At 57.0% G+C, this 10,939-nt stretch carries 18 protein-coding genes and 1 pseudogene; 16 read left to right on the plus strand and 3 right to left on the minus strand.

Features of this window, described 5'->3' with window-relative positions; translation table 11 throughout:
* Nucleotides 1–30 precede the first annotated feature (30 nt).
* The 15 genes from FIV39_RS11330 to FIV39_RS11400 all read left to right on the plus strand — a co-directional run bounded on the left by FIV39_RS11330 (nt 31) and on the right by FIV39_RS11400 (nt 8,421).
* Entirely contained in the window at nt 31–354 is a 324-nt protein-coding gene (locus FIV39_RS11330) for a DUF2388 domain-containing protein (RefSeq protein ID WP_090403841.1), read from the plus strand.
* Nucleotides 355–541: 187 nt separating this feature from the next.
* Entirely contained in the window at nt 542–760 is a 219-nt protein-coding gene (locus tag FIV39_RS11335) for a hypothetical protein (RefSeq protein WP_090403839.1), read from the plus strand.
* Nucleotides 761–840: 80 nt separating this feature from the next.
* Complete coding sequence (locus FIV39_RS33380) at nt 841–1,401, plus strand: hypothetical protein (protein WP_244176310.1); 561 nt, start codon at nt 841–843, stop codon at nt 1,399–1,401.
* A gap of 166 nt (nt 1,402–1,567) precedes the next feature.
* A complete protein-coding gene (locus FIV39_RS11345; protein WP_090403837.1) occupies nt 1,568–1,819 on the plus strand; it encodes a DUF1654 domain-containing protein in 252 nt (83 codons plus the stop codon).
* A gap of 220 nt (nt 1,820–2,039) precedes the next feature.
* A complete protein-coding gene (locus FIV39_RS11350; protein ID WP_261384695.1) occupies nt 2,040–3,008 on the plus strand; it encodes a hypothetical protein in 969 nt (322 codons plus the stop codon).
* 142 nt (nt 3,009–3,150) lie between these two features.
* A complete protein-coding gene (locus FIV39_RS11355) occupies nt 3,151–3,423 on the plus strand; it encodes a hypothetical protein (protein WP_090403833.1) in 273 nt (90 codons plus the stop codon).
* A 296-nt stretch (nt 3,424–3,719) separates the two neighbouring features.
* Nucleotides 3,720–3,986, plus strand: coding sequence for a hypothetical protein (locus FIV39_RS11360; RefSeq protein ID WP_090403832.1), 267 nt, complete (start codon nt 3,720–3,722; stop codon nt 3,984–3,986).
* Entirely contained in the window at nt 3,964–4,200 is a 237-nt protein-coding gene (locus FIV39_RS11365) for a hypothetical protein (RefSeq protein ID WP_090403830.1), read from the plus strand. Before FIV39_RS11360 ends, FIV39_RS11365 begins: the two co-directional genes overlap by 23 nt.
* Nucleotides 4,190–4,417, plus strand: coding sequence for a hypothetical protein (locus FIV39_RS11370; RefSeq protein WP_090403828.1), 228 nt, complete (start codon nt 4,190–4,192; stop codon nt 4,415–4,417). Before FIV39_RS11365 ends, FIV39_RS11370 begins: the two co-directional genes overlap by 11 nt.
* Before the next feature lie 102 nt (nt 4,418–4,519).
* Nucleotides 4,520–5,635 carry a coiled-coil domain-containing protein gene (locus FIV39_RS11375; RefSeq protein WP_090403825.1) on the plus strand — a complete coding sequence of 372 codons (1,116 nt, stop codon included), beginning with the start codon at nt 4,520–4,522 and terminating at the stop codon, nt 5,633–5,635.
* A 53-nt stretch (nt 5,636–5,688) separates the two neighbouring features.
* The gene (locus FIV39_RS11380; RefSeq protein WP_090403823.1) at nt 5,689–6,654 is read left to right on the plus strand and encodes a RecT family recombinase; all 966 of its coding nucleotides are present in this window, start codon (nt 5,689–5,691) and stop codon (nt 6,652–6,654) included.
* Nucleotides 6,654–7,316, plus strand: coding sequence for a lambda exonuclease family protein (locus FIV39_RS11385; protein ID WP_090403820.1), 663 nt, complete (start codon nt 6,654–6,656; stop codon nt 7,314–7,316). Before FIV39_RS11380 ends, FIV39_RS11385 begins: the two co-directional genes overlap by 1 nt.
* A 2-nt stretch (nt 7,317–7,318) precedes the next feature.
* Nucleotides 7,319–7,561 carry a hypothetical protein gene (locus tag FIV39_RS11390; protein WP_090403817.1) on the plus strand — a complete coding sequence of 81 codons (243 nt, stop codon included), beginning with the start codon at nt 7,319–7,321 and terminating at the stop codon, nt 7,559–7,561.
* Nucleotides 7,558–8,028 carry a hypothetical protein gene (locus FIV39_RS11395; protein WP_090403815.1) on the plus strand — a complete coding sequence of 157 codons (471 nt, stop codon included), beginning with the start codon at nt 7,558–7,560 and terminating at the stop codon, nt 8,026–8,028. The genes FIV39_RS11390 and FIV39_RS11395 overlap by 4 nt, the downstream gene beginning before the upstream one ends.
* A gap of 69 nt (nt 8,029–8,097) precedes the next feature.
* Nucleotides 8,098–8,421, plus strand: coding sequence for a hypothetical protein (locus FIV39_RS11400; RefSeq protein ID WP_090403813.1), 324 nt, complete (start codon nt 8,098–8,100; stop codon nt 8,419–8,421).
* Between the two features lie 24 nt (nt 8,422–8,445).
* Here the strand turns inward: FIV39_RS11400 and FIV39_RS11405 are convergent, their stop codons facing one another.
* Complete coding sequence (locus FIV39_RS11405) at nt 8,446–8,991, minus strand: hypothetical protein (protein ID WP_090403811.1); 546 nt, start codon at nt 8,989–8,991, stop codon at nt 8,446–8,448.
* A 108-nt stretch (nt 8,992–9,099) separates the two neighbouring features.
* Between FIV39_RS11405 and yejK the strand changes: the two genes are divergently transcribed.
* On the plus strand, nt 9,100–10,107 hold the full coding sequence (yejK, locus tag FIV39_RS11410; RefSeq protein ID WP_090403808.1) for a nucleoid-associated protein YejK: 1,008 nt from the start codon (nt 9,100–9,102) through the stop codon (nt 10,105–10,107).
* Nucleotides 10,108–10,220: 113 nt separating this feature from the next.
* Here yejK and FIV39_RS11415 read toward each other — a convergent pair whose 3' ends face one another.
* Complete coding sequence (locus tag FIV39_RS11415) at nt 10,221–10,472, minus strand: hypothetical protein (RefSeq protein ID WP_090403806.1); 252 nt, start codon at nt 10,470–10,472, stop codon at nt 10,221–10,223.
* 314 nt (nt 10,473–10,786) lie between these two features.
* Nucleotides 10,787–10,939: pseudogene (locus FIV39_RS11420) on the minus strand (IS3 family transposase); the annotation flags it as partial.

Genomic DNA, 10,939 nt, shown 5'->3' on the forward strand with positions numbered 1-10,939 from the left:
GCTCTCTGATCGCAATGGAAGCTTCGAAGAATGGACTCATGGAAGATTGTAGCTGCAGCCCTTATGGTATCGATCAATGCTCATGCTTCAGAGGGGTCCGATGACTCCTACAATAACTCGATGCTGTCAGTGCTAATGGCTCCAACCTACACCGTTGCGGGAACTACCGGACTTACCATGCTGGCCTCAAATAACTTCAAGCCTGCAAAGGCTGACGCCCTTGCGTTCATCGGCTCAAAAGGCGAGATTCGCGGCGCACAATTTGAACAGGCAGTACGCTTCTATCACACGACCTACGCACCACCGCTGATGACTGACCATCAACTCGCCTTAGCAATCGCGACTTCATTCTGAGGTCAACCTTCAAACTAACCGCGGCACCATACCTTTCGTTTCGGCGACATCCTTTTCACCTGGCATTTACACGACAGTGGGTAAGGTCGCCCTACTCCTTTGAAGAATTCCCATTAGGCCCGCACATAAGCGGGCCATTTTTTTGTCCGCGGCTATGCTCTCCATTCCGTCTACTGGAGACCAAGCGATGCCCTCCCCCGAATACTCCCTCTCTGATGTCCTGGAACGCATCTACGATAACCAGCTGGCCCTTGAGGCGGCATTGATGGAGTTGACTCTGCTGGTCGAAAGCCAAGGCAACGCCGAGGCCGGCGGGAACGCGCGTGGCGCGCTGGAGACTATTGGTGAGAACGCCGGCCATATCAAACAAGGCCTTGCCAGGTTGAGAGCCCAGGAGCCAGATTAAAGCCCGTCCATAGTGGCTGTACGCCACGAATGGTAAAGTGCTGGCTCAATTATGGGAGGGATCCAATGAAAGGATTTGGGGTGTTCGCGCTGATCGTCGGCGTGTGCTGGCTAATCTTCGCACTGAGTATGGATGTCTCCGTGCCGACTGGCGCCGGCGGCAGAGTGAATAACCTGGGGCTCATGGCTGACCGCCAGATCCACACCATTGTTGGCGGAGTGATTGCGCTCGCCGGCCTGCTCATGGTTTTGTTGGGCGGTAAGGGCTCCCCTGCTGCCGCCCAGGCAGAGAAAGACACGCGCCCCTGCCCTTTGTGTGCCGAAAGCATCAAGACCGCTGCGGTCAAGTGCAAGCACTGCGGTGCAGACGTTGAACCGGTAGCCGCCACAAGGCTGAAAAACGGATGGGTCGCCTCGACTACCTGCCGTGACGAGGAAGAACAGCAGCGCACCATTGAAGCCATTACCAGTACCGGGCTACCAGTTGTATCAATGATCGGCCTGGCCGTGGGTGCCGGCCCATTTGAAACGAAGGAAGAAGCCAAGCAAGCCTTGGTCACGATGCGCGATGGCCCCAGGCTATTCAGTGAGATCGTTTATAGGGACTCGGTGAGCGGCAAGTACCCGCCGATCAGCGACTGATGCCACCATGCCAACAGAGCCCGCTTTTCGCGGGCTTTTTATTGCGTAGAGGGAAAGCCAGATTTAGATCATTTATGCATAAATGCATTTTTGGCCTAAATGCTACTTGCCAATATTTACGGGCAACAATACTGTTCATATATACAGTTACGACCAGGAGAGTCGCATGCAAAGTCCAGCGTTTACCACCTCAAAACCACCATCCTCCTACGAGTCGACAGGCCGTCGCCTGCAGGCCCTGATCGCCTCACCAGGTGTTCAAAAGTACCAGGCGGTGACAGTGTGTAGGCTGGAGCATGAAGCTCCAGAAGACTGGCAGCGCCTTCTGGATGAGATCAGCGAAACAGCCGGAGTCCGAGTCGAGACCCTAGAGGGCGGAGCCGTCAGGATCGGCTGGCGAGAATACTGCGACGCATAACTGAGCCCGCCACTGAGCGGGCTTTTTATCGGCTGCGAGAAAATATATAAGCCTGCTTATTGACGAATAAAATAAGCTCACTTATATTTACTCCGTCGAGTCACCCAACAGGGACTCGCCAGGGCCTCACCGCCCGCCGCTCTTTAGCGACACCCCTTGCCGGGTCACCACCGGCCCAGATTCAAAGGCAGCGATGAACCGGCCTAAACGGTTCAGAGGGTTGGCAACTGACCCGGGCGTGCAGCGTAAAGCGCCAAGAACAGTTATCCAGCGGGAGAACAAGCCGAAAGGCCCGCGGCTGGAAGAACAATTTGAATCGATCTGTACCGCGCCAGTAGCGCCGAAGGATCAGCGGAAATTTTCACTGATGCACCTGGTTACCCGGGTGCATTGGGAAAACAACCGATCAAGCACGGAGCCTCAAATGAGCGAACAAACACTTCAAGCGCTGCTGGCCGAGCGCGTCACCGCTTTTGCAAACAGCAACAAGCCAGTCGAAATCATCGATGAGCACGTAAAAAAGATGTTCACCAGCGTGGTCGACAACTGCTTCGGCCGTTACGGCGACATGGGCAAACAGGTTGAGGAGGCAATCAAGGCTGCGCTTCCGGCCAATCTGTCCACCATTTTTGAACTGACGCGCTACAACGCCATGATTGCGGCCGCTCTTAAAGAGAAGTGGGAAAACAGCGGCGTCGAGGCCGACATGGTGCGCCTGGCGCAGCAGCAAATCGACGAGGTGTTAAACAAGGACGCTATGCCTGAGGTGATCAGCCTGGAGGCCCTGATGGAAGCCTTCGTCGAGGACCATAAAGAGTCCGCCGCCGAGGAGCACTGGGAGCATCCAGACATTCGTTTCCAGCCATCTGACTACGGCGGCCTGCATATCTACTTCGATAAGAAGCCCAAAGATCACAGTGCTTCGAGCTACTCCAGAAGCTCTGAGCGCAGCGAATATATGCTCGACAACGCCATCCACATCAGCTTCGACCGTAACGGCAAGGATCGTGACGAAAAGGGGCGTGAGGTTGGCACTATGTACTCCGCCAAAATCGACGGCGAGAAGATCAGCCAGACCCTGCGATTCCGCTCTCCATTCGAGAAGATGGTCGCAGCGCTCTACTTCGGCTCTTCGAAGATCATCGTCGACTGCGATGAGGATGAGTTCAGCTACGGTATCTACGACTGAACAACCCGCGCCATGACAGCCGGGAAAGACCGGCACCCTTCCCCACCTCTATTACGTCAGCACTTCTCCCCCGCGCCCATCGGCAACCAGCGGGAGGCATGAGTGTTGACGAATACAGATGAACCAACGAATGGAGAGAGTCATGGAAACCAAACACACGCCTGGGCCGTGGAACTACGGCGTCCGTAAAGATGGCTCTATTTGGCTTTCGCTGGGCGCCCCAGGCGACGGTCCGCACTACCAAGGCGACCTTGTAGCGACCGAGTCAGATGCCAAGCTGATCGTCGCCGCGCCGGAGTTGCTGGAAAGCCTGAGCAACCTGGTGGGCTTGGCAAAGCTCGGCGCTGCTCGCCTCGATAAGTACCACGCCGCCCTCGCAGATGCAGAAGCAGTCATCGCCAAAGCCACCGCCTAACCCCAAACACTGGAGGTCGCCATGCATGACTGTACTGAAACTCAATCGGTGTGCCGAGGATGCGGCCTCAAGTTGCGCGGGTCGCCGTCATGGAAAGCCGGGCTTGCCTACCACCCCGAGCCTGGCGGAACTGTCCACCGCTGCCACTACGGCGGCTGGGTCTGTTCCAGGCGTTGCGATGTTCGTGCCTGTGTGGAGCTGGAAGGAACCATGCCTGGTTGCGGCTCGGTGGACGGATACCGGCGCCTGTCGCCTTACGCAAAAGAGAGCATTGAACGCCACTGGCCGGAGGCAGTATGAACCAAAGTCAGCACGCTTACTGCGACGTAGCACTCGCAATTAACCAGCGCCGCAATATGTCCTTGGCCCTTTGTCTTGGGCTGGTCGGCTCCAGCGCCCCGAAGAAATCGCCGCTTTTTCGAGTCATCCCGGCCGGGAATGAGTTCTTCCACGTCGTTGATTCCGCCACCGGCAAGGTGAAAGGGTTTCGCCGCAACCACAACGAAGCCTGCGCCCTCGCCCGGAGCCTGGAGACTCGCCATGCCAACCAGCTACGCGGATAGCGCCCAGGCCAGGGAATCAGACAGGCGCTGGGACTTGCCCAACTTCGGCAGGAGCGTGCACGTCGATCTGTTCCACGAATACACGGCAGGCGACCTGGCAGAGCGCGATGCACGGCGGCTCAGGGAGCGGGCCAGCCTCAAACTGCGCATCGGCCTGACCATGGCTCGGATGGAACTGATCTGTCCGCCCATTGAGGTGAAGCATGGATCTTAATCAGCGAAACCACCAGACAGCCGTTAGCTGGATCGAAGGCGAGATCGAAAACATGATTCTCGACTTGGGCAAGCCAAACGCCAGCGCGGCGGCCACCTCGTGCGTAACCCTTGCTTTCATGCTGCGGGTTATAGACGACAACGAACATCGGTACTTCCGCGCTCGCATCGACAAGATTTACGCCAACTACAACGCCTCTATCGTTTCCGCCGCTTAACGGCGCCACCCCACCACAACACTTTCAATGCTGCGCCAGGCGCGGCGAGGGATCGTCATGTCCACAAATCCTAAAAAAGCACCTGCACAAGAATCGCTCGAAATGAGCGAAGCCGAAGAAGCGAAAAAGGCTGTATCCCCTGCCGTGGCGGTGACCGACATCGCTGAATATCGGCCACACGAAGAACAAATCGTTCGCTTGGAAACAACCTACGCGAAGCTGGTCGTTGACTGCTCGACGAGCGAAGGCTTGGCAAATGCGAAGGAAGTCCGCGTCGATATCCGAGACGTGCGCTATGCGCTGGCAAACACCACCAAGACCGCGCTGGTGCCATATCAGCAGAAGGTGAAAGAAGCACAGGCTCGCGTCAACCAAGTTAAGGAGTTCGGTGAAGCGCTGAAAGCTCGCGTCCTAGTGCTTGAAGAGCCAATCGATGAAGCCATCAAGGCCGAAGAGAAACGCGTCGCCGACGCTAAGGCCGAGAAAGAGCGTGTCGAGGCTGAGCGTGTCGAAGCTATCCGGGCGAAAATTACCCGCTTCAGTTCTGTCGCTGCCGCATACGCAAGCCGCAGCGCTGCCGACGTCGCCGGAATTCTGCAAGGCGTTAAGGAGTCGGTGATCCTGCCCGAAGAATATGGCGAATTTGAAGCCGAAGGCACCATCGCTCGCGACAACGCAATTGAGCAGTTGGAAGCGCTACACAAGGCTGCCATTGATCGGGAGGAAGCTGCTGCCAAGCTGCTGGCTCAGCAGAAAGAGCTGGACGAACTGCGCGAGAAGCAACGCATCGCCGACGCTGAGGCTGAAGAACTGCGTAAGCAGCGGGCCGAGGAAGATCGTCTGCGCTTGAAAAAGCAGCAGGACGAGTTGGACCAGCAACGCCGCGACATGGAAGCACAGCAGCGCCAGCAGCGTGAACAGCAGGAAGAGCAACAGCGCCAGCAGCGTGAACGTGACGCGCAGTATCAGCGCGACCAGGAAGAGCTGGCCCGTCTGCGCGCCCAAGCTGCCGCGCCGGCCCCGGTCATTGCTACGGTTCCCGTGTCGATCGAAGCGAAGGCCGAGGTCGCACCAGTCAGCTCACAGGCGACCAGCGCTGAACGGGACGATTTGACTACATCCGCACCGGCGGTTGACGACATTGTCGAGGTTGTAGCGCTGGGCTTTGACGTAGACCTCGAAACCGCTCGCGCCTGGCTTCGTGCCATCCGCTTCTAACCACCCTTTCCATCTCACAGCCAGCAAACCTCATGCTGGCTACGGAGGGCGCTATGACCGATACAGACCCCCAAGCACAGACAGGCCTCGCCACATACCACGATCCATCGCACAACGCGGCAGCGCTCATCCTTGACCCCGGCACCATGAGGTCGATGACTGATCTTGCGACCATGATGGCTGATGGAAAAACGACGGTTCCTGAGCATCTTCGGGGTAACAGGGCCGACTGTATGGCAATCGTCTTGCAGGCAATGCAGTGGCAGATGAACCCATTCGCAGTAGCCCAGAAAACGTTCATCGTGAAGGGTGGCGCACTGAGTTACGAAGCCCAATTGGTCAACGCCGTAATCACATCCAAGGCTCCCACCATCGACCGATTGCACTATGAATGGTTTGGCCCCTGGGAAAACATTGTTGGCAAATTCCTTGTTAAGAAAAACTCGGAAAACAAGGAATATCGCGTGCCTGGCTGGGGCCTGCTCGACGAGGTGGGACTGGGAGTCCGAGTTTGGGCAACCTTCCGTGGGGAGGATGAACCGCGAGTGCTTGAGACGCTCATGGCGCAAGCTCGAACTCGAAACTCCACCCTATGGGCTGACGACCCAAAGCAGCAGATTGCGTACCTCGCCACAAAGAAATGGGCTCGCCTATTTTGCCCTGACGTGATCCTGGGTGTTTACACGCCTGACGAGTTCGAAGGCTCATACGGGAACGAGATTGATATCACTCCTGCTGAGCAAACTGCGAACACCGCCGCCGCCGCTGGGGTGTCATTCGGACCCAAATCACCTTCTCCAGAAATCGACGGAGTATTCGCGGACCTGCTGGAAGTTGCAAAGCGCCAGGACATCGACGCTTACGCAGCAGCGTGGGCAGGCCTCAAGCCAAAGCAGCGCGCAGCAATCGGCCTGGAGTGCCATGAAGCACTCAAGAGTATGGCGGCGACCGTCGATGCTGACTTCACGGACATGACCAGCACCAACGGCGACCAGCCACACGCAGAGGAGGCGGCATAGTGAGAACGGAACTTCAGGGCACAGAGAAGTGGCATGCGGACCGATCTGGCCGCGTGACAGCCAGCCGCTTCAAAGATGTGATGGCCTGGGGGAAGCCTGACAAAAATGGGAAGCGCGAGCCAATGGGGGCGCGCACCTCATACATGCGCGAATTGTGCTTCGAGCGACTGGCAAAGAAGTCCAAACATAACGTCAGCAGCGCCTCCCTAAAATGGGGGCACGCTGAAGAACAAAAGGCCCAGGACGCCTACGAAATGCTGACCGGCAACATCGTCCTCCCCTCCGAATTCATCGTTCACCCCAAGTACGACTGGCTCGGCTGCTCGCCGGACGGCCTGATAAATGATGATGGGGGCACCGAATCGAAGTGCCCATTCAACGAAGCGATACATATCAGGACTTGGCTGGAAGGAATGCCCGAAGAACACATGCCGCAGGTCCAGGGCTGCATGTTCGTTACCGGCCGCAAATGGTGGGACTTTATTTCGTTCGACTCGCGTCAGGATGAGGATTGTCAGCTCTACATCGAGACGATTTACCGCGACGAAGCCTACATCGCCAACCTGCACAGAGAACTGGTCCAGTTCAACCTGGAGCTTAATCGCATGGTTGATGAGGTAGCGGACAAAGCTCGGGCGCAAGCCCATCGTTTAGGAGCCTGATCATGATCAGCAACCACCTCAGCCTGGTCGAGCAGCACCGCCAGGACGCTTACTCAATATCGGAGCGCACGGCAGAGTTCTTGGCCGCTGGCGGGACAGTCGCGCAGTTGCCAAGCCCGCCACGCAAACCGCTGCCACCGCCCCGCTCCACCAAGATCGATCCCGAAACCATCCTCAAGCGCCGCAAGCCGCCTATCACAGCGGCAGAACGTAAGGCGCTGCGCAAACTCGCGGAGGCATTATGAGCAAGCGCAAGGCGCATAATCTGCAGGCACGCATCGCCCGTTCCTGCCGGTCGCTGCTGGCCGCCAACCACGTCGCGGTGGTGAACATCGACCCCAGCGGCCGCCAGGGCATGATCAATTACAAGGCGCTGAAGAACATCGCACCAGGGAAGATCGGCCAGGCCGTTTGCGGTATCCCCCACCGGTGGACGATCTACCTCAGCGCGCTTTGCATCGACGCCCGCGGCGACCGCTACAGCAAGTCGGTGGAGGTGGCGCCCGATGGTGTTTACCTCTCCGACCATCTGGAGGACGTGATCGAGCATTGCTACAAGAAGCTCCGCGACGAGGCCAATCAAAGCCAGATGGTGGCTTCGGGCTGGATTGCCATTCCCGAAGTGATGTCGCTGGACGAGGCGCACGCAGCGCGGATCTTCGAAGCGGTCGGTGCCTGGCACCAGGTGAAGGTCGATTCATGCGCCGCATAGCCCGCACCCAGCAACGCAAACGTCAAACCTGGCTCGCATTGCCGGCCAGCGGAATAGAAGAGGTAGGCCATGGCCAAATCAGTACAGGAACGGTCGGCCAAAACTGCCAGGAAGCGCTTGGCACTTGCCGAAGAGGAATTGAGGCTCAGGGTTCGCCCCGGCACCCGCCAGGCCCTGGCCGACCTGATGGAGTGGTCAGGCATTACTGAGCAGGGCGAGGCGATGACGCTGATGATTCATCACCTGCACGCGCTTGGTTCGAAAGCTACCTTCCTGCTTGATCCGCCGCGCCACAAAATCCAGATATCCGAAAACGTGGCGCGGGAATTCCGCAATAAAAGCCTCCTCGCCATCCAGAAAGACCCGGGCGACGAGATCATCGAACCAGCATAACCCACCCTACTCGCTGCATCAGACCTACCGATTCTGGCCGGGATCGTATAACTCCTCGTAGATGAGTTTTGCTTGAGCTAGAACTTCGGCGCAGCAGCGATCGACTGCCTCTCTATCAGTTTCACCATTTTTCTCAGCTATAGCCATTGCATTTGATAGCGCAGAGAAAAGCCCTTCGCAGTTAAATTTGAACGCGGTAGTCAATATTTCTAAACGCGCTCGCGACGCATAAAGCTCGCGATTTATCGAAAAGTAATTATCACTCCAGCGTATTGCTTCGGCGCTCATTACAGCGCCTTCGTGATAAGCGCATGTTAGATATGGCTTCCGATGTTCCGCATGCAGCTTCCAATCATGCACTACCCGAATAATTGAAATGAACTCGGAAGCCATGGGCAAGAATTTAGAGAGCCAGTCGTCGAGTCTTCGCGCTTTGGCATCTTTGTCGAGTCTCGCGTCCGAAGCTGATCTCGCCATCTTCTGAACATGCAAAGTTACTAACGCACCAACCGCGAAAGAGATCACGTTCACAACAGCTGGCAGCATGACACCAACGTTCCAATCGCCCACTAGCTTTCTCCTTGATCCGGCTCCATGCCGGTTACCCGTAATACCCCAACCAAAACCAAATTGCCACCACCGGCCACCGGAGGGCGGCGCTTACCTGAGGTAAACGAAATGCCTGTACGCCATAGCGTCATCCACAAGATCGACAAGAAGCCCGACGGTAGCCCGGCTGTGCTGTTCCTGGGCGCATCCGAACAGGTCGAAAGTCAGGCCCGAGACGACCTGATGAGCCAGCTCAACGAAAGCTACAACGCGACTGCCGGTAAGGGCTGGGGGTTCTTCCATCAAGAGTCAGGCGCTTACCCATTCAGCGGCTGGCTCGGCAAGTACCTGGCCGGCCTAACCGACTTCCTGGCCTTCAGCACCACCGCCGTCGAGCACCTGACCAGGCTCATGGAAGAGTCGAACCTCACCACGGGTGGGCACGCCCTGTTTTGCCACTATCAGCAAGGCATGACCGATTACTTGGCTATCGCCCTGGTGCAGGAAACCGAAGCGGTGACCATGACCGAAGAGCTTGCCCTGATGACGGTAAAGCGCCTGGACCTGGACCATATCCGCCTGGCCGCGCGGATAAACATCAGCGAATGGCAGACCAACAATCAGTCGAAGCAGTACATCTCGTATCTGAAGGGCAAGCAGGGCCGGAAGCTCAACGACTATTTCCGCGACTTCATCGGGTGCCAGGAAGGGATCGACGCCGCGGGAGAAACCCGCACGCTGCTGAAGGCGTTCAACGACTTTGTCGAAAGCGAGGACCTGCCAGAAGAGTCAGCCCGCGAGAAGACGCACACCCTGGTCAGCTACTCAATGGCCCAGGCCAAGCTGGGGGAGCCCATCACCCTCGACGAACTGTCGGGCCTGCTGGACGAAGACCGGCCGAAGAGCTTTTACGACTTCATCAAGGCGAAGGACTACGGCTTATCCGAGGCGCTGCCGCCGGACAAGAAGACCCTCAACAAATTCAGGCGCTTTACCGGCCGGGCCGAGGGGATGTCGATCAGCTTCGAAGCGCACCTTCTGGGCGACAACATCGAGTTCAACGAAGCAGGCGGCACGCTGACGCTGCGCAACCTGCCCACTCAGCTCACCGATCAACTAAAACGTGCAATTGCCTGATTAGAGTTATCCGCGCCACGGAATCGTGATTAGCGAAAACGTGGCGCGGCTTTTAAGCAGGAATATATTCGGGAAATTACGCGAGATTCAGGTGATGAAGTGAACCACCCTGCTTAGCTATTAGAACCCAATGCGTGATCTATTCTATCCTTCGCCACTTCTCTACCCCTATCAATAGCAGCCTCATAGGAACTGTATTGCGCTTTCTCCACGATCGCTAAGCCTTTGTAATTCGCATGATCTATATGGATGGCGACTCCAACAGGAATGGTATTCACGCTATCGCCCCACTGAGGCGCAATCTTGGCTGCTACTCCTCGGTGTACAAAATCAACTGGATAAGGCCGATCTACCGCCAAGCTCATACATTCTCCTTGATCCGGCTCCATGCCGGTCACCCGTAATACCCCATATCAACGAATCACGCCAGCCGCCAGCGCCCTATCGCCTTCCGTTCGTATTGGGAATAAAGCTCCCCAAGAAAAAGACAGCCGCAGGCCCTATGAGCCAAGCGGCGGTCGTTCCCGGACTGACAATAGGTACAGCGATAGCAATTGCAAACAGGCCTATTCCTGCCCACAGCCGCCTACGCGGCGTGAGCCAATCGCGGAACGCTTTAAGCTTTTTACCGGCCATTACCACCTCCTTGTTTGATAAGCAGCAAAGCATATTGTAGTGGTCAACTAATCCCGGACACGACGTTAGGTTTTTTCTCGGCCTGAGCCGGTGGCAGCCCACCATTAAATTGGTGCGGTCGAATCCAGTTGTACCGGTGCATCAAAAAATGGCTGATATCCCGCTGAGCTTGTTGGGCCGTCGTGTAGCCCATGGT

Source organism: Pseudomonas grimontii (genome assembly GCF_007858185.1).
Taxonomy (GTDB): Bacteria; Pseudomonadota; Gammaproteobacteria; order Pseudomonadales; family Pseudomonadaceae; genus Aquipseudomonas; species Aquipseudomonas grimontii.

Excerpts from the sequence above, each read along its gene's own strand:
- FIV39_RS11390 (WP_090403817.1), top strand. The coding sequence starts at position 7,319 with ATGATCAGCAACCACCTCAGCCTGGTCGAGCAGCACCGCCAGGACGCT.
- FIV39_RS11400 (WP_090403813.1), top strand. The coding sequence starts at position 8,098 with ATGGCCAAATCAGTACAGGAACGGTCGGCCAAAACTGCCAGGAAGCGC.
- FIV39_RS11375 (WP_090403825.1), top strand. The coding sequence starts at position 4,520 with ATGAGCGAAGCCGAAGAAGCGAAAAAGGCTGTATCCCCTGCCGTGGCG.
- yejK (WP_090403808.1), top strand. The coding sequence starts at position 9,100 with ATGCCTGTACGCCATAGCGTCATCCACAAGATCGACAAGAAGCCCGAC.
- FIV39_RS11380 (WP_090403823.1), top strand. The coding sequence starts at position 5,689 with ATGACCGATACAGACCCCCAAGCACAGACAGGCCTCGCCACATACCAC.
- FIV39_RS11365 (WP_090403830.1), top strand. The coding sequence starts at position 3,964 with ATGCCAACCAGCTACGCGGATAGCGCCCAGGCCAGGGAATCAGACAGG.
- FIV39_RS11355 (WP_090403833.1), top strand. The coding sequence starts at position 3,151 with ATGGAAACCAAACACACGCCTGGGCCGTGGAACTACGGCGTCCGTAAA.
- FIV39_RS11360 (WP_090403832.1), top strand. The coding sequence starts at position 3,720 with ATGAACCAAAGTCAGCACGCTTACTGCGACGTAGCACTCGCAATTAAC.
- FIV39_RS11395 (WP_090403815.1), top strand. The coding sequence starts at position 7,558 with ATGAGCAAGCGCAAGGCGCATAATCTGCAGGCACGCATCGCCCGTTCC.
- FIV39_RS11335 (WP_090403839.1), top strand. The coding sequence starts at position 542 with ATGCCCTCCCCCGAATACTCCCTCTCTGATGTCCTGGAACGCATCTAC.
- FIV39_RS11415 (WP_090403806.1), bottom strand. The coding sequence starts at position 10,472 with ATGAGCTTGGCGGTAGATCGGCCTTATCCAGTTGATTTTGTACACCGA.
- FIV39_RS11330 (WP_090403841.1), top strand. The coding sequence starts at position 31 with ATGGACTCATGGAAGATTGTAGCTGCAGCCCTTATGGTATCGATCAAT.
- FIV39_RS11345 (WP_090403837.1), top strand. The coding sequence starts at position 1,568 with ATGCAAAGTCCAGCGTTTACCACCTCAAAACCACCATCCTCCTACGAG.
- FIV39_RS11370 (WP_090403828.1), top strand. The coding sequence starts at position 4,190 with ATGGATCTTAATCAGCGAAACCACCAGACAGCCGTTAGCTGGATCGAA.